This window comes from Peteryoungia algae, assembly GCF_030369675.1.
GTDB classification, from domain to species: Bacteria; Pseudomonadota; Alphaproteobacteria; order Rhizobiales; family Rhizobiaceae; genus Allorhizobium; species Allorhizobium algae.
Genome location: NZ_CP128477.1, coordinates 3,597,484 through 3,619,770 on the forward strand (window position 1 = coordinate 3,597,484; position 22,287 = coordinate 3,619,770).

Genomic DNA, 22,287 nt, shown 5'->3' on the forward strand with positions numbered 1-22,287 from the left:
AGGGATTTATTTTTATTTTCAGTTAGTTAGATCGAAGTGCAGCGTAAATTCGGCGGCGTTTGGATAGGCCAGAATCATTCCCACTCGATCGTGCCCGGCGGCTTCGACGTCACATCGTAGACCACACGGTTGATGCCGCGGACTTCGTTGATGATGCGAGTGGCCGCACGTCCGAGGAATTCCATGTCGTAGTGGTAGAAATCGGCGGTCATGCCGTCGACCGAGGTGACGGCGCGGAGCGCGCAGACAAATTCGTAGGTGCGGCCATCCCCCATCACGCCAACGGTCTGGACCGGCAGGAGCACGGCAAAGGCCTGCCAGATCGCGTCGTAGAGGCCAGCCTTGCGGATTTCGTCGAGGTAGATGGCGTCGGCTTCGCGCAGGATGTCGAGCTTTTCGCGCGTCACGCCGCCCGGGCAGCGGATGGCAAGGCCTGGACCCGGGAAGGGGTGGCGGCCGATGAACGAATCCGGCAGGCCAAGCTCCTTGCCGAGCACGCGGACTTCGTCCTTGAAGAGTTCGCGCAAGGGCTCGACAAGCTGCATCTTCATGCGCTCGGGCAACCCGCCGACATTGTGGTGGCTCTTGATCGTCACCGAAGGACCGCCGGTAAAGGAGACGCTTTCGATCACGTCGGGGTAGAGTGTGCCCTGGCCGAGGAAGTCCGCACCGCCGAGCTTTTTCGCTTCTTCGTCGAAGGTCTCGATGAACAGGCGGCCGATGATCTTGCGCTTGGTTTCCGGGTCGCTGACACCTTCCAGCTCGCCGACGAACTTGTCGACGGCATCCACATGGATGAGGTGCAGGTTGTAGTGTTCCTTGAACATGGCAACGACATCCGCCGCCTCGTTCTTGCGCATCAGGCCGTGGTCGACGAGGATGCAGGTCAGCTGGTCGCCGACGGCCTCGTGGATCAGCAGCGCTGCAACCGACGAGTCGACGCCGCCCGAGAGCGCGCAGATGACGCGCTTGTCGCCGACCTGGGCGCGGATCTGCTCGACCGCCTTCTGGCGATAGGCATGCATGGTCCAGTCGCCCTTTAGGCCGGCGATGTTCTGCACAAAGTTCTGGATGAGCTTCGCGCCGTCAGGCGTATGCACGACCTCAGGATGGAACTGCACGGCGTAATACTTGCGCGATTCGTCCGCGATGAAGGCGAAGGGCGCGTTGGACGATGTCGCGAGCACCTTGAAGCCTGGCGGGATCGCGGTGACGCGGTCGCCATGGCTCATCCAGACCTGGTGGCGAGAGCCGACGGACCAGAGGCCATCGAAGAGGTCGCAATCCTGTTCGACCTCGAGGAAGGCGCGGCCGAATTCGCGGTGATGGCCGCCTTCGACCTTGCCGCCGAGCTGGGCGCACATGGTCTGCTGGCCATAGCAGATGCCGAAGATCGGAAGGCCGCTGTCGAACAGCACCTGCGGTGCGCGGGGGCTTCCTACGTCCAGCGTGGAAGCGGGGCTTCCCGACAGGATGATCGCCTTGGGCTTCAGCCGGTGGAAGCCGTCTTCGGCGGACTGGAAGGGGACGATTTCGCAATAGACGCCGGATTCACGAACGCGGCGGGCGATCAGCTGCGTTACCTGGCTGCCGAAATCGACGATGAGAACACTGTCGGGATGTGCTGTCTGGGTCATGGCGAGCCTTTAAAGAAATCGCGGCCATCTTTCAATGGCAGATTGCCCAGAGGACCGCGAATTTTTGTGCGCCTGCTCAGAACCAGAAGACGCCGTCTTCCAGCGCCGTCTGCAAGCCGTCGACGGCGAGTGCCAGCTTCTTGTCGATGAGATGCAGATACTGCGTCCAGTCGTCAATGTGATTGACGTCGTGGCGGCCGTCGGAAATGCCGCGCAGCCCGATCAGCGGGATGCCGAAACTCTGGCAGGCGCGCAAGATCGCGAAAGTCTCCATGTCGACCATCTGGCCCTCGATCGACTGGTAGGCGGCACCCGAGACGACATTCGCCCCGGTGGACAGCGTGGCGGCCGGAATGCCGGGGATCCTGAGCGGCAGCTCGACGGCAACCGGGAGATCGAGGAAGGGTGTCTTGCCCTTCTCGAAGCCGAAGGCCGAGGCATCCATGTCGCGATAGGATATAGCGGAAACCTGGTAGATCTCTGCCTGTTCGAGTGAGGCGGATCCGGCCGAGCCCAGCGACACGACGAGATCCGGCAGATCGTCGTGGCTAGAGAGGCGGGTAAGTTCTCTGGTCAGCACCACGGCGGCCTCCACCGGTCCGACGCCGGTCATCAGCGGCGAGATGCGGGTGCGCAGAAAAACGCCGTATTCGGCGTCCGCCGCCATGACGAACAGCACTGTCTTTCCGGCGATCGGCTTCATCTCATAGGTCATCCGGAAATCCCCTCCCGCCCGCGGATCACCATCATCGTGCTGGTCATGGAGGCAATCAGCTTGGCCGGCCCCTCGGTCAGCGCATAACCGCGACCGTCGGCGACAATGATATTGGATCCGGGCTTGGTGATTTCGCCGCGAAACAGAAAGCGCTCGCCGCGCCCCGGCGACATCAGGTTCACCTTGAACTCGATGGTGAGCAGCGAGATCTCGGGCGTGGTCACCGTGTAGGCCGCATAGCTGCAGGCGGTGTCGAGGGCAGCAGAGATTACACCTGCATGCAGAAAGCCATGTTGCTGGGTGAGTTTGGGGTCATAGGCGAGTTCAATCTCGACCACACCGGGGCTGACGCGCGACAGAGAGGCGCCCAGAGTCTCCATCGCCCCCTGGCGCGCAAAGCTCTGCCGAATGCGCGTTTCGACTGCGTCCTGATCGTAGTCCACCATGCCTCATGTCCCTTTTCGGCGGCGAAAGTGGCATGCGCATGTGAGGCAGGCAAGCCGGTTCAGCGATTAATCAGTTGAGCCAGGCAATCGACAGATTGAGCACGGTCGCAAACGCGACCCAGGCGAGATAGGGGATGAAGAGCAGCGCCGAGATCCGGTCGATCGACCTGGCCTTCGCCATGAACGCGATGATCGTCAGCAGCATGCCGGCGATGACCGCGAGCGCCAATTCCGGGTTCTCCAGGCCGAAAAAGGCTGGCGACCACATCAGGTTGAGGGCCATCTGGGCAAACCAGAGCTGCATGGCTGCCGATTTCGGGGCGCGCTGCCAGATACGCGCGCCGGCGATGCCGATCAGCACGTAGAGCGTCGTCCAGACCGGGCCGAAGAGCCACGATGGCGGGTTGAAGCCCGGCTTGTTCAGGGATTGGTACCAGTCGCCCGGCGCATTGGTGAGGCCAGCGAGGAGGCCAGCGCCGACGACGAAGCCGATGAAGAGAAAGTAGCTCAGGATCTTGGACATAAACCGCATCTAGGGCGCCTCCCTGGGTTCTGCCAGCCTTCAGAGACGGATGATGTGCTGATCCCAGGCAACCTTGCTGTGCTGGTCGAGAAAATCGCCGCGATAGGACGAGACGGCAAAACCTGTGCGGGAGGGGGCAATGCCCGCAGCATCCGGCAACACCGTCTCGGAAAGAAGCCGCCCGTCTCGGCCATCCAGCACGGCCCAGAGCCCGCTTTTCGGCGAGGCGATGCCCACGCGGCCCTCGGTGCGGTTGACGGCGATCGCGCCGACGTAATTGCCCAGCCGATCGGTCGTCTCGTCAGGCAGATGTACATAGGAGACGGCTACGCCCTTGGCGAAATGCCCGACCAAAGGCGGACGATCGGTGCGCGGCCCCTCATATTGGCAGGCGAACCATACCCGCCCATCGGCGGCGACATCGAGATGCCGGGTGGAAAGCTGCCTGAGTTCCGGCGGCAGCACATGCTTCTCGAGCAGCGTACCCGTGCGGGCATCGGCCAGGACCAGCGAGGGTTCCATGTGGTCGAGATTGAGTTTGGTCCGGCCGAAATCGGGATGTGTCTCGATCCCGCCATTGGCAATCACGAGAAGCCCGTCTTCTGTGACGGTGATGTCATGAGTGCCGATACCGTGAGCCGGGACTTCGCCCACGCGCTCGAACCCGGAAAGACAGTCGTAGATCCCGATCATCCCGGCATTGGCATCGAAGTTGTTTTCGCTCGCGTAGAAGAGCTTGCCGTCGGGTGAAAAGGCGCCGTGGCCGAAATAATGCCGCCCCTCTGGCGCGGCAATGATGCGCGGCTCTACATGGTTCTTGGCGTCGAAGACCACGGCAAATGTGCCCGGCCTTCGTGCAAAAGCGACAGACAGGCCGTTTGCGACACTGTGGCAGAGACCGTGGATTCGGCCCGGCAGCGCGATCTCGGCGATCAGGCTGCCAGCCTCGCTGACGAGCCCGATGGCAAATTTTCCGTCGGAGCGTTTGATGCCGCTGGCATAGACCGCGTCGGCTCGCTCCAGCGCAAAGGCCGAACGGGGGCCAAGGCCTGCCACGAAGGCAAGGCCTGCGGAGCGCAGGAAGGCCCGACGATCGATGAGCGGCGTTGAAATCATCTCAGTCGCCGTCGGAGAAAGAAAAGCCGGCCGCAAGCCCGATGCCGCCGCCGAGATCATTGTTGAGCCTGAGGATCAGGTCGCGGCTGTTGAGCAGCAGGAAATCAAGCTTGGCGATCTGCGCCGGGTCCTCGAAGACCTGGGCCACGTCCGGCTTGATGTCGGCCGAAACCCGCGACAGGGAGCGGGCAACGAAATCCGTCGACGAGACGACCGAGCGATTATCTTCAGCCAGCAGGTCCACCATGCCCGACGTGTCAAGCAGGTCGCGCAAACCCTCGATATTGGCCGTGATCGAGCGGAAGGTATTGCCTGAGCGCCAGTAGATCGCCTGACGCGGCAGGGCCTTCTTTGGGTCACCCTTGTAGAATTGCTCGATGCGCTGGTCGCGGATCGTCTCGGCGGCATGGACGAGCACACCGAGCAGTTCCTTGGCGGCTTCCGCCTCGTCGCGGTAGAGCGGATTGGCAGGTCCCGGGGTCTTCCACGCGGCCTGGACACCATCGGGCGCATCCCAGGCGGCGGTCAGTTCTGCGCCGAGACGTTTGAGGTTGGCGGATATCGCGGTGCCGTACTGGCAGCGGTAAGCACCTTCAGCTGTTGCGAGGCTGCCAGAGCCCGTGCCGAACAGCACGAATTCCAGGGCGCCAAGCCCCTGCATGGCGACACTCTTGCCCTTCAGGGTCTCGACAGAGGTGACGCTTGGATCCGGTTTGGCGAGGGCCGCCTGAACCTGCTTGAGGCCCGTTCCCTTGCGATCGGGGAAAAACAGGATTCGTTCGAAGCGATTCCCCTCGATAACAGGCCCGACGCGCACGATCTCGACGCGGGACCAGGCTTCGACGACATGGCCGAACGTGGACTGGGCCTCTTTCAGGCTTTCAGCCGAGGGAGAGCCGCAGAGTGTCGTCATGGCCGTCTGCATCGCGCCAGCCCGATCGGTGAACCGCCGGTAGCCCGGCCGGATGAATTCGTCGACCGCACGTGCCATGACAACAGGCACCTTGGCGGCGTCGAGCGCGCCGACGGTCGGAGCCGTATCCTGCGCGAGCACAGGCAGGGGCAGGGGCAGAAGAATGGCGGAGAGAAGGGCGAGGCGCGTGAATACCCGCATCAGAGAGACTCCAGAAACGTGATCAGGGCCTTGCGGTCCTTGGGTTCGGCGGTGGCAAAAGCATTGCGGGCAGCTTCGGCTTCTCCACCATGCCAGAGAATGGCCTCGGTCAGATTGCGCGCCCGCCCGTCATGCAGGAAAAAGCTGTGGCCACTCACCACCTGCGTGAGACCGATACCCCAGAGCGGCGGCGTGCGCCACTCCTGGCCGGTCGCATCTCCGACGGGCTGGTTGTCGGCGAGGCCCTCGCCCATGTCGTGCAGCAGGAAGTCGGAATAGGGCCAGATCAGCTGAAAGGCCTGCGCCTTGTTCTCGGCCTTCCGGCTCGTCACGAATTTCGGTCGATGACAGGCAATGCAACCGCTTTGGTAGAAAACCTGCTTGCCGCGCAGGACTGTTGCATCGTTCACGTCGCGCCGCTTCGGCAGGGCCAGGTTCCTAGCGTAGAAGGTCACGAGGTCCAGCACCGGGTCCGGCGCTTCCGAATTGCCCAGCCGCGGCTGAACACCGGTCGCCGCCTCGAAACAGGCCGTCTGCCTGTCTGCGCAGTCGCCGTAATGGCGCGGATCGTCAGGCGTCGAAATGCCGAGGTCTCCGGCAAAGGCGCTCGAACTCTGGTCGCGCACCGAAGCTTTCTGCGCCTTCCAGCCGAAGCGACCGAGCCTGATTTCGCCGGTGCGGTGATCGCGGGCGCGGGCCGCACGTCCGGAAATCCCGTCGCCGTCAACATCGTCCGGGTCGGCGTGCGCCCGAATATCCTCTTCGGGGATGGCCTCGATCAGCCCGAGCCCGATCATCGGATTGGCGATGCGTGGTGAAAGTGTGGTGCTCGGGTCGAGCGGTCCGTAATTGAGGTCGCTGGCGGAATAGCTGGGCCGGCGAAGCATCACGGTCTCGCCGCCGGCAAGCGTTACCGCCTCCTCGACATAAGTCACCACCATGCGCCCCTCGGCCGCCATGCCGGGGATTGCCTGATCCTGCAACTGGCCGCCATAGACGGGGTCGGGAAGCGAGGCCATGTCGAGACGGTCGAGCCTTGCCTGTTCCTCGGCCGTGGCAGCGGGCCGCGCAAGCCGGAAGAACATCGAGGTATGATCGCGGTCGCCTTCCGGCGGATGGCCTCGTCCGTCCTTCAGATGACAGCTTTGGCAGGCCCGCGCATTGAACAGGGGACCCAGGCCATCGGAGGCTTGAGTGGAAGAGGGGGAGGAGACCCAGAGTTTGCGGAACAGCGCATTCCCGAGCTTGAAGTCTTCTTCCTCCGCAAAGGTGATGTTGGCGGAAAAATCGGAGAAGGAATCGGCGTTGACGCCGCGTGGAGACGTTCCCGCCCCCCCTTGCATCAGTTCGAAGCGCTCGGCCTTGCCGAAGTCGTCTGTGGGGCGCGTGACGGCGACCACACGGGCCCGGTCCTTGGGCGTCAGATCCGCGCGTTCGCCGAGTTCCCCGGCGAGTGCCGCAGGCATCGGGAAAGCTGCCGTGACGAGAAGGCCGAGACCGGCGAGAAGGACCTTGCGAACTGTCATTGTGAAGATCGGGCCGCACCGGTGAGGGGCGGCCCGCCTTTGCTGCTTACTGGAAGACGGCCTCAGGACTATCAAGGCTGTCGGAACCTTCAAGCTCGATCGTGCCAAGCTCCAGCGACGCAATGACGCGCTGGATGGTCTGGGTCTGGTCGATCAGACCGTCGATCGCGGCCTGGACGGTGGCATTGCCCTCCGCATTGCCTTCGCCGATCATCTGGTCATAGGCTTCCTTGGTTTCGGCGCGCTCGGCCATGGCATTCATGGCAGCCAGCGTCTTGTCGAGCTTGGCCTTCATTTCCGCGTCGAGTGCCTGATCCTTGGCAGCGACGAGCTCGGACAGCGACGGACCGGTCAGCTTGGTGCCATCGACGCGCGTATATTCGCCGGTATAGGCGGATGCGATGCCGATCGCGTCGTTCAGGTGCGAGGCATGCGTATTGTCGGAGAAGCAGTCATGCTCCTCTTCCGGATCATGCAGCAGCACGCCGAGTTTCATGCGCTCGCCGGCGAGTTCGCCGTAGGAAAGCGAGCCCATGCCGGTAAGGATCGTGGAAATGCCCTTCTGCGCATCGGCAAGAACGGCCTTCGTCGCTTCGCCTTCGGGCGCCCAGGCGGCGACCATTTCTTCGAGGTCCTGCACCAGCAGCGTGGAGGCGGCCTTCAGATAGGCGGCGCGGCGGTCGCAATTGCCATTGGTGCAATTGGCCGTGTCATAATCGGTATGGGAGCGGCTGCCGGCGCCCGGGCCCGTGCCGTTCAGGTCCTGGCCCCAGAGGAGGAACTCGATGGCATGATAGCCGGTCGCGACATTGGCTTCGACTTCACCCGCCTCGTGAAGGGTCTCGCCCAGGAAATCCGGCGTGATGCTGGAAGCATCGACGTCTTCGCCGTTGATCTTGATCTTCGGATTGGCGATGACATTGGCCACATAGAGCGCGTTGCCATCGCTCTCGGTGCCGTAGCCTGCATCGACGTAATCGATCAGGCCTTCATCGAGCGGCCAAGCATTCACCTTGCCTTCCCAATCGTCAACGATGGGGTTGCCGAAGCGATAGACCTCGGTCTGCTGATAGGGCACGCGGGCGGCGATCCACGCTGCGCGTGCTGCCTTCAGCGTTTCGTCGCTGGGCTTGGCGATCAGCGCGTCGATGGCGGCATCAAGTGCCTTGGCAGTCGAAAGCGCATCCTGGAACTTGGCTTCGGCCATTGCACTGTAGTGGGTCAGTACGTCCTTGGGCGCAGGTGCGGCGACGGCCGGACCAGCGAAGATGGCAGCCGATGTTACAAGCAGCGCAATCGACGCGCCGATGACGGATTTCCGGATCATGGTGTCTCCCTTCGGCGCCGATGGGCGCCTCGTATTGAACGGACGGCCTGTCTTCGCGCAAAAAGAAACTGGTGTCAAACAGTCGAGTATAATTTACAATGACTGCAATTGACGATGATCAGGTCATTCCGCGCGGCGCCGCATCCGGCAGAAGAAGAAGCCGTCCGTATCCATGCTGGCCGGGCTGAGCGTTACCGTCTTGCCATCTGCCGAGCGAGGCTTTGGAGCCGAGGCGCCGAACAAACGTGTCCAGTCCTCCAGCACGGGAACGGTCTCGAAGCTCGGATTGGCCTCGCAGAAGGCCTGAACCTGTCGATCGTTTTCCTCCGGCAACACGGAACAGGTGACGTAAAGCAGCGATCCGCCGATCCTGACGAAGGTCGAGGCCTCGGTCAGGGCTTCCTGCTGCTGCGCCAGACGTTCCTGCAGGTTCCGGTCGGTCAGGCGCCACTTGGTGTCGGGACGGCGCCGCCAGGTGCCGGTACCGGTGCAGGGCGCATCGACCAGCACCTGGTCGCAGCGCTCCTTGAGGCTCGCGAGACCCTTGGTGCTGTCATGCACCTGAACATTGTGCGTGCCGGCGCGCTTCAGTCGTTCGATGATCGGTGCCAGCCGCTTGCGGTCGGCGTCATAGGCGTGCACCTGGCCCTTGTTGTTCAAGGCGGCCGCCATGGCGAGCGTCTTGCCGCCGCCGCCGGCGCAGTAGTCGAGCACCTGATCGCCTTCGCGCGGTGTCACGAGATCGGCGACGATCTGCGAACCTTCGTCCTGAACTTCGAACCAGCCCTTCTGGAAGCTGAGTTCGGCCGTGACGTTCGGCAGGCGGGACGGTCCTTCGCCGGCCGGTACGCGCATGCCGAAGCGGGCGATCGGCGAAGCCTGGGCGCCGGATCGGTCGAGTGCCTTCAGCACCTTGTCACGCTTGGCCTTCAGCGTGTTGACGCGCAGATCGAGCGTCGGTCGTGTGGCGAGCGCCTGCGCTTCGGCCAGCCAGTCGTCACCGAAGGCCTGTTCAAAGGATGGCTGGACCCAGTCGGGAATGTCACCCTGGACATGAAGCGGGGCTTCGGAGAGGTCTCGGGTGGTAAAGGCCGCAGTCTGGCTTTCGGAAAGGGGCGCAGGCGCGAAATTGTCGCCTTCGAGATCGGCTTGCAGGGCCTCGAGATTCATGCCCCATTGGCGCAACAGCACCGCCCAGCCGAGCGCGTGGGCGCTGTCGTCATCCATCAGCCAGGCATGGGAAAGCTTCATGCGAAGGGCGTCGTAGACGATGTTGCCAATGGCAGCACGATCGCCGGAACCGGCGAAACGATGCGAAAGGCCCCAATCCTTGAGGGCATCGGCAACGGGACGGCGACGGGTCTCGATATCGCTCAAGACTTCAATCGCACCGGCAAGACGGCCGCCCAGACGCATGGTCATTCTCCTCTGAAAGAAGAGAGCGTGGTAACGGCGATCAAGGGCAAGAGCAAGCGCCTAAAACCCGACGGACCAATCGCCGCTCCCGAAGGTAGTCTAGCTCAGCCGATGATCTCGTAGCAGACCTTGGCATGGCCCGCGCGGATCATGCCGATGTTCTGAGCGGCAGCCTTGGAGAGATCGAGAACGCGGCCGCGGATGAAGGGGCCACGATCGTTGATGCGAACGACGACGCTCTTGCCGCTTCGCGAATTGGTGACCTTGACCTTGGTACCGAAAGGCAGGCTCTTGTGGGCCGCGGTCAGCTTGGCCGGGTTCATGCGTTCACCCGAGGCGGTCTTCGAATGCAGCGCATACCAGGAGGCGCCGCCACAGGAAGACTTCGCATTTGCACTGTGAGGTGCGAAAGCACAGAGTGCAGCAACAGTTGCAGCGGTTAAAATAGAGCGTCGGCTGATCGTCAAGTTATACATCCCTAGTCGTTGGCACGAGCGAATTTTTGCGTGCAGCGGCTAGGCAGGGTCAAAAATGGCAAAAACGTGCCATTTAGCGTTCACGAAAAGTTACAGCTTGTAACAATTGTGATGTAAGTTCTGTAAGTCTTGACCCTAATGAAATGTTAAGTTCTGAGAAAAATCGTTTGATTCCATGCGCTTTGCGAGAATGAAAAACTCGCGTCGGCCATGCTTCTGCCGCTCACGGAATCATTGAAGAAAAATTTTGCTCAGACGCCATATTTCCTGCCCGAATTGTGGTGCGAACGGGGCGGTGGGCGATGTTTTGCAGGACTTGTGGCGCGACATGAGCAAAGTTCAACCAGGAAAACGCTGCCCTATGGCTTTCGGTTCCATGTTCCGGAGCCAAGTAGATCCGCCAGTGACACATGGTAGTTCGGGTGCTGGAAGTTGAATCCGAGCGACTTGATCTTGGCGTTCGAAACCCGCTTGTTCTCGCCGTAGAAGGAGCGTGCCATCGGGGTCAGCTCAGCCGTTTCGAAGGGCTGTTCCGGCGGCGCCTCCACGCTCATCAGCCGCGCCGCTTCGGTCACGACATCCTGCGGGGGGGACGGCAGGTCGTCGGTCACGTTGAAGATACCTGCGGTTTTCGCACCCGCGAGGAGGGCCGTGGCGGACGCGATGTCCTCGACCCGGATGCGGTTGAATACCTGGTCCTTCTTCACCAGTCGACGCGCCGTGCCCTTGGTGAGGTTCATGAAGGTGTTGCGGCCGGGGCCGTAGATGCCGGAGAGACGCAGGATCGCGAGCGGCAGATCGTCCCGCGCTGCGACTGCCTGCCAGGCCTGCTCCGCCTCCACCCGCTCCACCGAACGCACAGAAACCGGCTTCAATTCCGTTTCCTCGTTCACCCAGGCGCCATGATGATCACCGTAGACGCCGACGGTGGATAGATAGCCGATCCATTCGAGCCGGGGTATCAGGACCTTGATATCCGCAGATCCGCAAAGCCGGATGAGTGGGTCACCCGCACTCCCCGGTGCGATCGACTGGATAAGATGTGTCGTCTCTGAAAGTTCGGCGCGCAGTTCTTCGGAGAGGCTGAGGCCATCGAAGAGGAAGGGTCGGATGCCGGTCTCTGCAAGCGCAGTGCCCTTCTCGGCGCTGCGCGTGGTCCCGGCAACCGAGGCGCCCTGATCATGGAGCAGCCTGCCGATTGCCTTGCCCGAATATCCCGCGCCGAAAATCATCACACGCATGCGTCAGCTCTCCGTCATCCATTCCTGTCGGACCTGTGCGTCCGTTTCCTGCCCCAGATGCTCTGCCCGGAGCCTCATGAAGTCTTGCTCCGGCAGAAGCCGCGACAGCGCCCATGCCGCCATGCCGCGCACATCGGCGGAACGATCCGTCAACAGTGTCGCGCAGGCAGGCGCCAGATCGTAAGAGCCGGAATTGCCAGCGGCAATCAGGACGTTTCGCACAAACCGGTCTCGCCCGATCCGCTTGACCGGCGAGCCGCTGAAATAGGTGCGGAATGTCGGATCGTCCAGCGTCAGGAAGAAGGCAATGTCGGGGGCCTTCAGGTCCTCGCGCGCGACGAGCTTCATCTCGCGGGCCGAAGCCGCAAACTTGTTCCAGGGGCAGGCGGCCAGACAGTCATCGCAGCCATAGATGCGATTGCCGAAGGCAGGACGCAGCGCCCTGTCGATCGGCCCCTTGTGCTCGATCGTGAGATAGGAAATGCAGCGCCTCGCATCGATCTGATAGGGGGCGGGGAAGGCGTTCGTCGGACAGGCGTCCAGACAGGCGCGGCAGGAGCCGCAATGGTCACGCTCGGCTTCGTCGATGTCGAGCTCGGCGGTGGTGAAGAGGCTGCCGAGAAACAGCCAGGAGCCGAAGTCGCGGCTGACGAGATTGGTGTGTTTGCCCTGCCAGCCCAAGCCTGCCGCCGCCGCAAGCGGCTTTTCCATCACGGGCGCCGTGTCGACGAAGACCTTCACATCCGCCCCGGCGCGAGCGGCAAAGCGTGTCGCCACTTCCTTGAGGCGCCCCTTGATGACGTCATGATAGTCGCGGTTGCGGGCGTAGACTGAGATCGCCGCCTTCTCAGGTTCAGCCTGCAGCAGGCGCGGATCCTCGTCCGGTCCGTAATTCATGCCGAACATGACGATGGACCGGACTTCCGACCAGAGCACGCGTGGGTCAGCGCGACGATCCCGGGTCTCTTCCATCCAGGCCATGGTGCCGTGCCGTCCGGCCTCGAGAAAGCTCTGGAGCCTGGCTGGGGCCTCCGGAATGACGTCCGGCAACGTGATCCGACAAAGATCGAAACCCTGGGCTTCGGCATCCTTGCGCAGGAACCGCGTGAGGTCTGCCCGCCGCTTCCGGATCTTGGGATCGATCTGCGGCTCATCCATGGCAGCAACCGTCAGAAATCGAGATCGGCGTAATGCGACACGGGCGTGATGCCGCGCACGCGCTCGGTGAGCAGCGGTCGGAAGGACGGCCGCGACTTGATGCGCTGATACCAGTCCTTTGCGACCGGAAATTCATTCCAGTCGATCTCGCCCAGATAGTCGAGCACGGAGACAGCGGCCGCAGCCGACAGGTCGGCATAGCTCAGTCGTTCGCCAGCCAGCCACTGGCGCGAGCCCGAAAGCCAGGTCAGGTATTTCATGTGATGGCGGATATTGGAGCGCGCTGTACGCAGCACCTTGGAATCGGGTGCGCCGCCGCCCAGCCCGTTCGGAATGATCAGCTTGTGCACGCGCTCGCGCACCAGCGGCTTGGTCACATCCTGCTCCATCTTCTGGAGAAACCACTCCGTCAGCCGACGGATCTCTGCGCGCTGGAAGGGATCTTCCGCAAAGAGCCGGCGGTCGCGCTTCAGCACGCCGTGGGTTTCGTCGATGAATTCAGAAATGATGAAGGGACCACAGAGCGCCCGCATATTGTCGTCGACATAAACCGGCAGCGTGCCGGCGGGATTGAAGGCGAGGAACTCCTTGCGCTTCTCCCAGGTCTGCTCCTCCACCAGATCCGTCTGGAAGCCGTATTCGGCCAGAACCAGGCGAATGAAACGGGACGCGGTGGACATCGTGTGATGATACAGGGTCGGCATCGGAACTCGAATTCTCGGATTTTTCAGTAGCCGCAGCGCAGGCTTTCGAAGCGGCTGGTCATCAAGGCGGCTTCCAAGCTATAGGGTTTCAGCTCCCGCAATACAAGCAAATCACTTTGCCTTCCCCTAGAAGGAGACCCCATGGAAGATCAATCGATTATCAGCGCGCTCGTGCTCGGCCTGATCGAAGGGCTGACCGAGTTCGTGCCGGTATCGTCCACCGCGCATGTGCTGCTGGCCGGCCATTTCCTCGGCTTCGAATCGCCGGGCAACACCTTTGCCGTTCTGATCCAGCTCGGCGCCATCCTGGCCATCCTCAGTGTCTACTTCGCCAAGCTGCTCGGCATTGCGCTCTCGCTGCCGACCAGTGTGGAGAGCCGCCGCTTTGTCGGGGCCGTTCTGGTGGCCTTTCTGCCGGCTGCGGTGATCGGCGCGCTCGCCCACGACTTCATCAAGACCGTGCTCTTCGAAACGCCCATGCTGATCTGCGTTGTCCTCATTCTCGGCGGGCTCGTCCTTCTCTGGATCGACCGCATGCCGCTGAAGCCCCGATATCACGACGTCACGGAATATCCGCTGTCGCTCGCCTTCAAGATCGGTCTTTGTCAGTGTGTGGCGATGATCCCCGGTACCTCGCGCTCAGGCGCCACGATCGTCGGGGCTTTGCTGCTGGGAGCCGACAAACGCTCGGCGGCCGAGTTTTCCTTCTTCCTCGCCATGCCGACCATGCTCGGAGCCTTCACGCTCGATCTTTACAAGAACCGGAATGCGATCTCGGCGGACGATGGCCTGATCATCGCGATCGGCTTCGTGGCCGCCTTTGTCTCGGCGCTTTTTGTCGTGCGGGGGCTTTTGAATTTTGTCTCGAAACGGGGTTATGCGCCCTTCGCCTGGTGGCGGATCGCCATCGGCCTGGCTGGCATCATCGGACTTCTCACTTTCGGCTGAAATCGAGAAGGCGCAGACAAGAAAAAAGGCCGTCCACGGGGCGGCCTTTTGTTATCGGAAAATCAGTTCTTCGCGGAAATGGCCGACGTCGCGCAGGGATCGATGCCATAGGCGGGCGAGCAATTATCCTTGCGGGCCGCCAGCGTGGTCGGTGCGACGAAGGAGCCTGCGATGATAACCAGTGCCGCACATGCGAAGAACAGTGCGATAGGCTTGCCCATGGAAGTGCCTCTTGAATACTGACTGAAATGAAGCGCCGGAAAGTGCTTCCGACCGGCCGTTGGGGGCCAGTCTTTACGCATTGCCACGACCGCCATCAATAGGCGATCTTGCTTTATCCGCGGTTAACGCAGGTCTCCGGATAGCTGCGTCTTTTGTGCAACGCAGTGGCGGTTGGGACGCAAGATCATGCAGGCAGCCATCAGGCTGCCTTGCCGGATCCCGTATACTGGCCATGCACGCGATACTGCACCAGATAGGTCGGCAGGATCGCGGCCATGGTCACCGGCTGGATGCCGAGACCTTCCAGCGTGCGGCCTTCCGCCTTGGCAGCCGCCGAAACGACATTGTCCTTTTTCAAGAGCTTGACCTGGTCGCTGGTGAGTGGTGGCGTGATCAACGGCACGGCAGAGGCGATGCTGCCCATCAGCGAGGCGATACCGAAGGGCAGGGAAACGAGCGGGCGCTTGCGCCCGACGATTTCCAGCATCATCTCGAGACACTGCTTGAAGGTCGCAACGTCACGGCCGCCGAGTTCGTAGATCTTCCCGCGGGCGATCGAGCCGTCGACGGAACGTGCAACGACTTCCGCGACATCTTCCACATAGACGGGCTGGAATTTTGTCTTGCCGCCGCCGACCAGCGGCAGCACGGGTGCAATGCGGGCCATGGCGGCAAACTTGTTGAAGAAGCCGTCTTCGGGCCCGAAGACAATCGAAGGGCGCAGGATGGTGGCGTCAGGCAGGATCGACTGCACGGCGGCCTCCGCACGGCCCTTGGTGGCGGCGTAGACCGAGTCCGAGGTGGCATCGGCGCCAATGGCCGAAATATGCGTCAGCGTCGCGTCGACGGACCGCGCGGCTTCCGCCACCGCACGCGCTCCGAAATCCTGCACGGCATCAAAGCCGTTGCGGCCGCTCTCGAACAGGATGCCGACGCAATTCACGACATGGTCTGCCCCCTGCACGGCGGCATCGACCGACGAGCGGTAGCGCAGGTTCGCCTGGACGAAGGAGATCTGGCCGACATTTCCGAGCGGCTGCAGGAAGCCTGCGAGATCGGGGCGGCGGACGGCGACGCGGATGCGGTAGCCGCGGCGGGCAAGCGCCCTGACCACATGCCGCCCGACAAAGCCCGAGCCCCCGAAGACGGTGACGAGCGGCGGAAGGTTGGACAAGGTCATGGACGGCTCCCCTGAACTGGCTGGGCGCATACGATATGCGCGATCTGCGCCTCTCTTAGCCGAATCGTCTGGCCGGGGAAAGGCCCGTCAAGGCCGCATCCGCAGGACATTCCACCTCAGGCGACGGGAGGCTCAGACGCCCTCGACGACCACCATCTCGGCATCGGCCGCTTCCTGGCGGATCTTGGCGGCAATCTGGTATTCCGGCGAGTTGTAGCAATCGACGGCAACCTGATGCGAGGAGAACTCAATCACCACGTTGCGGGTCCGGGCCTTGCCTTCGAGCTGGGTGAAGGCGCCGCCGCGGGCGAGAAAGGTCGCGCCATACTTGTCGAAGGCGACCTTGGCTGCTGCGACATAGTCCTTGTAGCGCTCGGGGTCCCTGATATCCACACGTGCGATCCAATAGCCCTTGGCCATGTCTTCCTCCCGGTTTGTCTTCGATTACGCCTGTTTGGCCAGCGCCTCGTCCATCTCGGCGAGAATGGCGAGCGCAGCGGCCTTCGGCTCGTCCGCCTTGACGATCGGACGTGCCACGACCAGATGGCTGGAGCCGGCCGCAATCGCGTCCGCGGGCGTCATGACGCGCTTCTGATCGCCCTTGTCGGCGCCGGCCGGCCGAATGCCGGGTGTCACGATCGCCATCTTCGGGCCAACGATGCCGCGTACGGCAGAGGCTTCTTCGGCCGAGCAGACGACACCGCCCATGCCGGCCATGCTTGCCTGTTCGGCACGCTTCAGCACCAGCGTACGGGGATCATATTCGTAGCCGGCATCGCTCAGATCCTGCTTGTCCATGGAGGTGAGCACGGTGACGCCGAGCAGGCAGAGGCCGGAGCCCTCTGCGGCCTTGACGGCGGCTGCCATGGCCTTCGGATAGGCATGCAGGGTCAGCATGGTCATGCCCATGCGCGCAATGTTCTCGACCGCAGACGCGACTGTATTGTCGATGTCGAGCAGTTTCATATCGAGGAAGACCTGCTTGCCCTCCATCGCGAGATCGCGGGCGAATTCGAGCCCGCCGGCAAAAGCGAGCTGGTAGCCGATCTTGTAGAATGAGATGCTGTCGCCGAGCGTGGAGACGACCCGCTCCGCTTCCTGGACCGTCGGAACATCCAGTCCGACGATGAGACGATGACGTGCGCTCACGTATAAAACTCCTGCCAGATCTCCATGGGCGTCCAGTCGCATGAGATGCGCCGGTCTGCAAGGGAGAAGCAGAAAAGATTGCCGCCGCCCCCAGCTTGATCCTGTACCCGCGATATGGGGATGCCTGAAAAATGACATTTCAGCAGGGTGCCGACGGCGCCGTGTCCGACAAAGGCGATCGGTTTGGTGGCGTCGTGTGTCGCAAGGATGCCATCCACCGCGCTGACGATGCGCGCCTGCGCATCCACGGCACGCTCCCAGCCGCGATAGCTGTCCTGCGGGTGAGCGAAGAACCAGTCCGCCGCGCGCTCGAAATCGGCAGGCGCAAGGAAGCCGGTCGCCGACCGGTCATTCTCGTGCAGGGCCTCATGGGCTTCAACGTCGACGCCCGCGGCATTGGCAAGGATCTCGGCAGTCTCGAACGCCTTGCGCTCCCTGCTGCTGACGATCCGCGAAAGCTGCCGCACCCAGGGCCGTTCCGCGCAAGCCGCAGCGCGAGCCCGCCCGACGGCCGACAGACCCCAGTCGGGCACGGGGACTGCGGGATCGATCTGCACCTGCGGGTGGGTTATGTAGAGCCCGAACATTGGTGGCGCGCTCAGGCCTTGCGGTAGATCCACAGCTGCGCCGGCGGGATGTTGCGCACTACGAAATCGAAATGCTGGATGTGATAGCGATCCGGCTTGGCGATGACGGGCGACACGGGGCCATAGGTGATCTGCACCACCGGCCGGCCTTCGGGAATGCGGGACAGCAGGTCTTCAAGCAGCTGGATGCGCGCTTCCATGGGAAAACTGAGCATCGGCACGGCTGAAATCACGCAGTCGAAGGTCTGGTCTGCGAATTCGCCAAGGGATGTCTTCAGGTCGAAGGCGTCGCCATGAACGAAGTTGACGCCGGCATAGTCCTCGACAAGGCGGCGGTAGAAGTCTTGCGAATACTCGACCGAAACGATCTTCTCGGGCGCGACGCCGCGCGCCAGGATCTGCTTGGTGATGACACCGGTGCCCGGCCCAAGTTCGAGAACGGGCAGGCCCGACTTGACGTCGATGACGCTCGCCATGCGCTTGGCGGTGATCGAGGATGTCGGCATGATCGCGCCGACGGTCTTGGGACCCTGCATCATGCCCCTGAAGAAACGGATTTCCTCGTCGAATTTCTTTTCGAACCGTTCCTTCAGTCGAATGGCCATGGTCGTCCCTCTTCTTGTTGCTGCGCGATTGCTGCGAGCTGATTGCGACAATTTTGGGCCAGTCTGTCGCAAACGCAAGAGGGAATGGCGCAGGCGGGCCACATGCCCGCCAGAAAGTTTCAGGTGCCTAGACGCGCATCGGCATCAGGACGTAGAGCGCGTCGGCTCCGGCGGTGTCGCGAATGAGCGTCGGAGAGCCGGCATCGGCCAGCAGGAAGATCGCGTCCTCGCCCGAGAGCTGGGCGGTGATGTCGAGGAGATATTTGGCGTTGAAGCCGATCTCCATCGCGTCGCTTTCATAGCCGACGGCGACCTCTTCCGTGGCGCTGCCGGAATCCGGATTGTTGACAGTCAGCATCAACTGGCCATCGGCGAGAGCGAGTTTCACGGCGCGACCACGCTCCGACGAAATGGTCGAGACACGGTCGACGGCGCGCGCGAAGGTCTGGCAATCGACCCGCATTTCCTTGTCGTTCGCCTGCGGAATGACCCGCTGGTAATCCGGGAAGGTTCCGTCGATCAGCTTGGAGGTGAGCACGACCGAGCCGATGGAGAGGCGGATCTTGGAATCGGAGATTTCGATGCCGATGATCAGGTCCGGATTGTCGATCAGCTTCTGCAATTCGCCGACGGTCTTGCGCGGGATGATGATGCCCGGCATGCCTTCCGAACCGGGGGGCGCATCGACATCGGCACGGGCGAGGCGGTGACCGTCGGTCGCGACGGCCCGCAGCTTCAGCGCGCCGGAGGCTTCGATCGTGTGCAGGAAGATGCCATTCAGGTAATAGCGGGTCTCTTCGGTGGAGATCGCAAACTGCGTGCGATCGATCAGCATCTTGAAGTCCGATGCCTTCATCTTGAACGAGTGGGAGAAGCTGCCGGCCGTGAGATCCGGGAAGTCCGATTGCGGCAGGCATTGCAGCGAGAACTTCGAGCGGCCGGAGGCGACCGTCATCGTGCCGCCGTCCGGGTTGACGGCGAGCAGGACTTCCGAACCGTCCGGCAGCTTGCGCACGATTTCATAGAGCAGATGCGCCGGCACCGTTGTGGCGCCTGCCTGCTCGACCATGGCGGCCGTGCTCTCGGTGATCTCGAGGTCGAGGTCCGTCGCCTTCATGTCGAGCGCAGCACCTTCGGCTTTCAGCAACACGTTCGAAAGGATCGGGATCGTGTTGCGACGCTCGACCACGCGGTGCACGTGGTTCAGAGACTTGAGGAGATTGGACCGTTCAAGAGTTATACGCATGGGATGCTACCGCTTTCGACGTGTCGTCTTCCGGAGTTCCGGATCGGAAAAAGGGGCCGGGCAGTCCCCGGGCCGGACAATGTGGACGGGCAAAATGGCAGTAAAAGAGCGGGAAAAGCAAGAGGCTCCAAGGTTTTCCACGCCCGTCCCGGGCGGAGCTTGTCGGAATGGTTTATGTTGGCGACGGCCTTGCCGCGAGCATGGGGGTGGAGGATAAAGGCCGCATGACAACTGAAGAGAAAAAAGCGCCCGTCGCACACGGTTCGAAGCGCTACCGCCTGAACGATACGTTGATTGCCGCCCGGCCACTGGAGCCCGCGCTTTATCTCGTGGCAACGCCGATCGGCAATCTCGGCGACATCACCATTCGCGCGCTGGAAACCTTGGCCGGCGCCGATGTGCTCGCCTGCGAGGATACGCGCGTCACCCGCGTCCTTCTCGACCGCTACGGCATCGAAAACCGTCCCTATGCCTATCACGAATACAATGCCGACGAGGCCGGCGCACGGCTTCTCGCAGCCTTGGAAGCGGGCAAGTCCGTGGCGCTGGTCTCGGATGCCGGCACGCCACTCGTCTCCGACCCCGGTTACCGCCTCGGCCAGCTCGCCATTCAGGCGGGGCACCGGGTGGTGCCGATCCCCGGCGCCTCGGCACCGCTCGCCGCCCTTGTCGGCTCCGGCCTGCCGAACGATTCCTTCCTGTTTGCCGGGTTCTTGCCGACCAAGGACAAGGCCAAGCGCGATCGCCTGCGGGAGCTTGCCAAGGTGCCCGCAACACTGATCTTCTTCGAATCCCCGCATCGCATCGGCGATACCCTGGTCGCGGCCGCCGACGAACTCGGCAATGATCGGCCGGCCTCCGTCTGCCGGGAGCTGACAAAAACCTTCGAGGAGTTCCGGCGAGGCCCTCTCGGCGATCTCGCCGCCGCCTATGCCGACAAGACGGTCAAGGGCGAAATCGTCCTCGTCATCGGGCCGCCGGCCCCCGATGCCGCACCTGACGCCGCCGATGTCGACAGCCTGCTGGCCGAACTGGCCACCACCATGCCGACCGCCAAGGCGGCAACCGAGGCCGCAAAGCTGACCGGCCTGCCGCGCAAGGACCTCTACCAGCGCCTTCTGGAACTCAAGGGGGCCGCATGAAGCGAGCCGGCGCGGATCGAAATCGCATCCGTGCCGAGAGGCTGGGCCGCTGGTCGGAATACCGGGCGGCACTCGCTCTGCTCCTCAAGGGCTACCGTATCCTGGCATTCCGCTACAAGACGAAAGCCGGGGAAGTGGACATCATCGCCCGCCGCGGCGATCTCGTCATATTCGTTGAAGTGAAAGCCCGAAGAGATCTGCGCGCCGGTGTCGACGCCGTCGGTTACGCGGCCGAAAGGCGCATCGCCAATGCCGGAGATCATTGGCTTCGCCGGCAACCCGATGCAACACGCCTGTCACTTCGCCATGATATTGTCGTCGTGCGGCCTTGGCGCTGGCCGACCCATTTTCAGGGCGCTTTTTAGCTTCGTTTCACTTTCGGACTGGGAATAGCGAAACCTTCGTTTTGTGACAGCCCTGACATAAAACTTTCAAGTCGCTGTCATGGAGCGCGCCTAATGGAGCCCTCACCGCAACAACCGGTGGAGAGGATCTATCCCATGATCAAGAAGATTTCCCTGGCCGCTCTGGCCCTGACCATGACCGCATCGACGACGCTTGCCGCGACCAACATCACCTGGTGGCACGGCATGGGCGGCCGCAACGGCGAAGTCATCAACGAGATCGCCCAGAAGTTCAACGAAGCTCAGAGCGAATGCGCCCTGACGCCCGTGTCCAAGGGGACTTACGAAGAAGCCCTGTCGGCCGGCATCGCCGCCTTCCGTTCGGGCGAACAGCCGAACATCCTGCAGGTCTTCGACGCCGGCGCTGCCACCATCATCAATGCCAAGGGCGCGACCATTCCGGCTGAAGAGCTCCTCAAGGACAACGGCTTCGAATTCAATCGCGAAGCCTTCATCGAGGGTGTTCGCTACTTCTACGCCGATAGCGACGGCAAGTTCGTCGGCATGCCGTTCAACTCGTCGGCGCCGATCATGTACATCAATGACGAAGCCCTGACGAAGGCCGGCGTCGAAGCCCCGAAGACCTGGGAAGAGTTCGAAGCCATCGCTCCGAAGCTCAAGGAAGCCGGCTTCATCCCGCTCGTCCAGTCGCAGCTCACCTGGCAGTTCACCGAGAACTTCTTCTCGCGCAACAACATCCAGTTCGCCTCCAACAACAACGGCTATGACAGCATCGTTGATACGACGATCAACGTCACCGACGAAAACCACGTCATGATGTATGACAAGCTGAAGGCCTGGTACGATCAGGGCCTGTTCGGCTACTACGGCGCTGCCTGGAACGACAACCAGAAGGTCTTCGAAGAAGGAAAGGCCGCTCTCTGGATCGGTTCGTCCGGCTCCTTCGGCGGCCTGCAGACGACGGCGACCATGCCCTTCTCGGCAACCTTCCTGCCCTACTGGGACTCGATTGAAGGCGCTGGCGTGCACTCCTTCATCGGTGGCGCTGCCCTCTTCGCGATGGCTGGCAAGTCGGCTGAAGAGAACAAGTGCTCGGCCTCCTTCTTCAACTTCCTGACCTCGACCGACGTCCAGAAGTTCTACCACCAGGCCACCGGCTACGTCGCCATCACCAATGCCGCTTACGAACTGTCGAAGTCGGAAGGCTACTACAACGAAAAGCCGGCTGCCGAAGTTGGCATCCAGCAGCTGCAGTTGCCGACGGCCGAGTGGAACAAGGGCTATCGCCTCGGCTTCTACCCGCAGATCCGTGCAGTGATGGAGCGCGAATACAACCGCCTCTTCGCCGGCGAGACGACGGCAAAGGACGCCATGGAAACGATCAAGAAGGAAGCCGACGAGCTTCTCGCCCGCTTCGCCAAGACGGCTGGCTGATCATTTCTGA

At 62.3% G+C, this 22,287-nt stretch carries 24 protein-coding genes; 4 read left to right on the plus strand and 20 right to left on the minus strand.

Annotated features, from left to right (window positions below):
- Window positions 1-74 precede the first annotated feature (74 nt).
- The 13 genes from guaA to QTL56_RS17090 form a co-directional block, all read right to left on the minus strand.
- Complete coding sequence (gene guaA, locus QTL56_RS17030; RefSeq protein ID WP_245134337.1) at window positions 75-1,637, minus strand: glutamine-hydrolyzing GMP synthase; 1,563 nt, start codon at window positions 1,635-1,637, stop codon at window positions 75-77.
- 76 nt (window positions 1,638-1,713) lie between these two features.
- The gene (locus QTL56_RS17035) at window positions 1,714-2,352 is read right to left on the minus strand and encodes a 5'-methylthioadenosine/S-adenosylhomocysteine nucleosidase (protein ID WP_245134339.1); all 639 of its coding nucleotides are present in this window, start codon (window positions 2,350-2,352) and stop codon (window positions 1,714-1,716) included.
- On the minus strand, window positions 2,349-2,798 hold the full coding sequence (locus QTL56_RS17040; protein WP_229573517.1) for a PaaI family thioesterase: 450 nt from the start codon (window positions 2,796-2,798) through the stop codon (window positions 2,349-2,351). Before QTL56_RS17040 ends, QTL56_RS17035 begins: the two co-directional genes overlap by 4 nt.
- A gap of 70 nt (window positions 2,799-2,868) precedes the next feature.
- Window positions 2,869-3,321 carry a TspO/MBR family protein gene (locus QTL56_RS17045; RefSeq protein WP_370660369.1) on the minus strand — a complete coding sequence of 151 codons (453 nt, stop codon included), beginning with the start codon at window positions 3,319-3,321 and terminating at the stop codon, window positions 2,869-2,871.
- Window positions 3,322-3,360: 39 nt separating this feature from the next.
- Window positions 3,361-4,437, minus strand: a complete 1,077-nt coding sequence (locus tag QTL56_RS17050) for a DUF1513 domain-containing protein (RefSeq protein ID WP_245134343.1) — start codon at window positions 4,435-4,437, stop codon at window positions 3,361-3,363.
- 1 nt (window position 4,438) lies between these two features.
- The gene (locus QTL56_RS17055) at window positions 4,439-5,551 is read right to left on the minus strand and encodes an imelysin family protein (protein ID WP_245134345.1); all 1,113 of its coding nucleotides are present in this window, start codon (window positions 5,549-5,551) and stop codon (window positions 4,439-4,441) included.
- On the minus strand, window positions 5,551-7,077 hold the full coding sequence (locus QTL56_RS17060; protein ID WP_370660305.1) for a di-heme oxidoreductase family protein: 1,527 nt from the start codon (window positions 7,075-7,077) through the stop codon (window positions 5,551-5,553). Before QTL56_RS17060 ends, QTL56_RS17055 begins: the two co-directional genes overlap by 1 nt.
- 46 nt (window positions 7,078-7,123) lie before the next feature.
- Entirely contained in the window at window positions 7,124-8,404 is a 1,281-nt protein-coding gene (locus tag QTL56_RS17065; protein ID WP_245134346.1) for an imelysin family protein, read from the minus strand.
- Window positions 8,405-8,527: 123 nt separating this feature from the next.
- Entirely contained in the window at window positions 8,528-9,820 is a 1,293-nt protein-coding gene (locus tag QTL56_RS17070) for an RsmB/NOP family class I SAM-dependent RNA methyltransferase (protein WP_245134348.1), read from the minus strand.
- A 104-nt stretch (window positions 9,821-9,924) separates the two neighbouring features.
- Window positions 9,925-10,287 carry a septal ring lytic transglycosylase RlpA family protein gene (locus tag QTL56_RS17075; RefSeq protein ID WP_229573511.1) on the minus strand — a complete coding sequence of 121 codons (363 nt, stop codon included), beginning with the start codon at window positions 10,285-10,287 and terminating at the stop codon, window positions 9,925-9,927.
- A 368-nt stretch (window positions 10,288-10,655) separates the two neighbouring features.
- Entirely contained in the window at window positions 10,656-11,537 is an 882-nt protein-coding gene (locus QTL56_RS17080; protein WP_245134350.1) for an SDR family oxidoreductase, read from the minus strand.
- Between the two features lie 3 nt (window positions 11,538-11,540).
- A complete protein-coding gene (gene queG / locus QTL56_RS17085) occupies window positions 11,541-12,695 on the minus strand; it encodes a tRNA epoxyqueuosine(34) reductase QueG (RefSeq protein ID WP_245134352.1) in 1,155 nt (384 codons plus the stop codon).
- 11 nt (window positions 12,696-12,706) lie between these two features.
- Window positions 12,707-13,399, minus strand: coding sequence for a glutathione S-transferase family protein (locus tag QTL56_RS17090; protein WP_229573508.1), 693 nt, complete (start codon window positions 13,397-13,399; stop codon window positions 12,707-12,709).
- 141 nt (window positions 13,400-13,540) lie between these two features.
- Between QTL56_RS17090 and QTL56_RS17095 the strand changes: the two genes are divergently transcribed.
- Window positions 13,541-14,347: an undecaprenyl-diphosphate phosphatase gene (locus tag QTL56_RS17095; RefSeq protein ID WP_245134354.1), complete on the plus strand. Its 807-nt coding sequence runs from the start codon at window positions 13,541-13,543 to the stop codon at window positions 14,345-14,347.
- A gap of 62 nt (window positions 14,348-14,409) precedes the next feature.
- Here the strand turns inward: QTL56_RS17095 and QTL56_RS17100 are convergent, their stop codons facing one another.
- From QTL56_RS17100 to dnaN, 7 genes are all read right to left on the minus strand, one after another.
- Window positions 14,410-14,568 carry a hypothetical protein gene (locus tag QTL56_RS17100; RefSeq protein WP_229573506.1) on the minus strand — a complete coding sequence of 53 codons (159 nt, stop codon included), beginning with the start codon at window positions 14,566-14,568 and terminating at the stop codon, window positions 14,410-14,412.
- Between the two features lie 200 nt (window positions 14,569-14,768).
- Window positions 14,769-15,749: a complex I NDUFA9 subunit family protein gene (locus QTL56_RS17105; protein WP_245134356.1), complete on the minus strand. Its 981-nt coding sequence runs from the start codon at window positions 15,747-15,749 to the stop codon at window positions 14,769-14,771.
- 132 nt (window positions 15,750-15,881) lie between these two features.
- Complete coding sequence (locus QTL56_RS17110; RefSeq protein WP_229573504.1) at window positions 15,882-16,169, minus strand: DUF1330 domain-containing protein; 288 nt, start codon at window positions 16,167-16,169, stop codon at window positions 15,882-15,884.
- A gap of 24 nt (window positions 16,170-16,193) precedes the next feature.
- Complete coding sequence (pyrF, locus tag QTL56_RS17115; RefSeq protein ID WP_245134358.1) at window positions 16,194-16,898, minus strand: orotidine-5'-phosphate decarboxylase; 705 nt, start codon at window positions 16,896-16,898, stop codon at window positions 16,194-16,196.
- Window positions 16,895-17,485 carry a histidine phosphatase family protein gene (locus QTL56_RS17120; protein WP_245134360.1) on the minus strand — a complete coding sequence of 197 codons (591 nt, stop codon included), beginning with the start codon at window positions 17,483-17,485 and terminating at the stop codon, window positions 16,895-16,897. The genes pyrF and QTL56_RS17120 overlap by 4 nt, the downstream gene beginning before the upstream one ends.
- An 11-nt stretch (window positions 17,486-17,496) precedes the next feature.
- Complete coding sequence (pmtA, locus tag QTL56_RS17125; RefSeq protein ID WP_245134361.1) at window positions 17,497-18,090, minus strand: phospholipid N-methyltransferase PmtA; 594 nt, start codon at window positions 18,088-18,090, stop codon at window positions 17,497-17,499.
- A gap of 127 nt (window positions 18,091-18,217) precedes the next feature.
- Window positions 18,218-19,336, minus strand: a complete 1,119-nt coding sequence (gene dnaN, locus QTL56_RS17130) for a DNA polymerase III subunit beta (RefSeq protein WP_229573500.1) — start codon at window positions 19,334-19,336, stop codon at window positions 18,218-18,220.
- 224 nt (window positions 19,337-19,560) lie between these two features.
- On the opposite strand from dnaN, the gene rsmI reads away from it, so the two are divergent.
- The 3 genes from rsmI to QTL56_RS17145 all read left to right on the plus strand — a co-directional run bounded on the left by rsmI (window position 19,561) and on the right by QTL56_RS17145 (window position 22,277).
- Window positions 19,561-20,478 carry a 16S rRNA (cytidine(1402)-2'-O)-methyltransferase gene (gene rsmI / locus QTL56_RS17135; protein ID WP_245134362.1) on the plus strand — a complete coding sequence of 306 codons (918 nt, stop codon included), beginning with the start codon at window positions 19,561-19,563 and terminating at the stop codon, window positions 20,476-20,478.
- Window positions 20,475-20,843 (plus strand): YraN family protein, encoded by a 369-nt coding sequence (locus QTL56_RS17140; RefSeq protein WP_229573498.1) that lies wholly within the window; start codon window positions 20,475-20,477, stop codon window positions 20,841-20,843. The genes rsmI and QTL56_RS17140 overlap by 4 nt, the downstream gene beginning before the upstream one ends.
- A gap of 135 nt (window positions 20,844-20,978) precedes the next feature.
- Window positions 20,979-22,277 carry an extracellular solute-binding protein gene (locus QTL56_RS17145; protein WP_245134364.1) on the plus strand — a complete coding sequence of 433 codons (1,299 nt, stop codon included), beginning with the start codon at window positions 20,979-20,981 and terminating at the stop codon, window positions 22,275-22,277.
- Window positions 22,278-22,287: the final 10 nt, after the last annotated feature.

What these genes read in the sequence shown, in the direction of transcription:
- guaA (WP_245134337.1), bottom strand. Translation starts at nt 1,637, where the DNA reads ATGACCCAGACAGCACATCCCGACAGTGTTCTCATCGTCGATTTCGGC.
- QTL56_RS17035 (WP_245134339.1), bottom strand. Translation starts at nt 2,352, where the DNA reads ATGACCTATGAGATGAAGCCGATCGCCGGAAAGACAGTGCTGTTCGTC.
- QTL56_RS17040 (WP_229573517.1), bottom strand. Translation starts at nt 2,798, where the DNA reads ATGGTGGACTACGATCAGGACGCAGTCGAAACGCGCATTCGGCAGAGC.
- QTL56_RS17045 (WP_370660369.1), bottom strand. Translation starts at nt 3,321, where the DNA reads ATGTCCAAGATCCTGAGCTACTTTCTCTTCATCGGCTTCGTCGTCGGC.
- QTL56_RS17050 (WP_245134343.1), bottom strand. Translation starts at nt 4,437, where the DNA reads ATGATTTCAACGCCGCTCATCGATCGTCGGGCCTTCCTGCGCTCCGCA.
- QTL56_RS17055 (WP_245134345.1), bottom strand. Translation starts at nt 5,551, where the DNA reads ATGCGGGTATTCACGCGCCTCGCCCTTCTCTCCGCCATTCTTCTGCCC.
- QTL56_RS17060 (WP_370660305.1), bottom strand. Translation starts at nt 7,077, where the DNA reads ATGACAGTTCGCAAGGTCCTTCTCGCCGGTCTCGGCCTTCTCGTCACG.
- QTL56_RS17065 (WP_245134346.1), bottom strand. Translation starts at nt 8,404, where the DNA reads ATGATCCGGAAATCCGTCATCGGCGCGTCGATTGCGCTGCTTGTAACA.
- QTL56_RS17070 (WP_245134348.1), bottom strand. Translation starts at nt 9,820, where the DNA reads ATGCGTCTGGGCGGCCGTCTTGCCGGTGCGATTGAAGTCTTGAGCGAT.
- QTL56_RS17080 (WP_245134350.1), bottom strand. Translation starts at nt 11,537, where the DNA reads ATGCGTGTGATGATTTTCGGCGCGGGATATTCGGGCAAGGCAATCGGC.
- queG (WP_245134352.1), bottom strand. Translation starts at nt 12,695, where the DNA reads ATGGATGAGCCGCAGATCGATCCCAAGATCCGGAAGCGGCGGGCAGAC.
- QTL56_RS17090 (WP_229573508.1), bottom strand. Translation starts at nt 13,399, where the DNA reads ATGCCGACCCTGTATCATCACACGATGTCCACCGCGTCCCGTTTCATT.
- QTL56_RS17095 (WP_245134354.1), top strand. Translation starts at nt 13,541, where the DNA reads ATGGAAGATCAATCGATTATCAGCGCGCTCGTGCTCGGCCTGATCGAA.
- QTL56_RS17100 (WP_229573506.1), bottom strand. Translation starts at nt 14,568, where the DNA reads ATGGGCAAGCCTATCGCACTGTTCTTCGCATGTGCGGCACTGGTTATC.
- QTL56_RS17105 (WP_245134356.1), bottom strand. Translation starts at nt 15,749, where the DNA reads ATGACCTTGTCCAACCTTCCGCCGCTCGTCACCGTCTTCGGGGGCTCG.
- QTL56_RS17110 (WP_229573504.1), bottom strand. Translation starts at nt 16,169, where the DNA reads ATGGCCAAGGGCTATTGGATCGCACGTGTGGATATCAGGGACCCCGAG.
- QTL56_RS17120 (WP_245134360.1), bottom strand. Translation starts at nt 17,485, where the DNA reads ATGTTCGGGCTCTACATAACCCACCCGCAGGTGCAGATCGATCCCGCA.
- pmtA (WP_245134361.1), bottom strand. Translation starts at nt 18,090, where the DNA reads ATGGCCATTCGACTGAAGGAACGGTTCGAAAAGAAATTCGACGAGGAA.
- dnaN (WP_229573500.1), bottom strand. Translation starts at nt 19,336, where the DNA reads ATGCGTATAACTCTTGAACGGTCCAATCTCCTCAAGTCTCTGAACCAC.
- rsmI (WP_245134362.1), top strand. Translation starts at nt 19,561, where the DNA reads ATGACAACTGAAGAGAAAAAAGCGCCCGTCGCACACGGTTCGAAGCGC.
- QTL56_RS17140 (WP_229573498.1), top strand. Translation starts at nt 20,475, where the DNA reads ATGAAGCGAGCCGGCGCGGATCGAAATCGCATCCGTGCCGAGAGGCTG.
- QTL56_RS17145 (WP_245134364.1), top strand. Translation starts at nt 20,979, where the DNA reads ATGATCAAGAAGATTTCCCTGGCCGCTCTGGCCCTGACCATGACCGCA.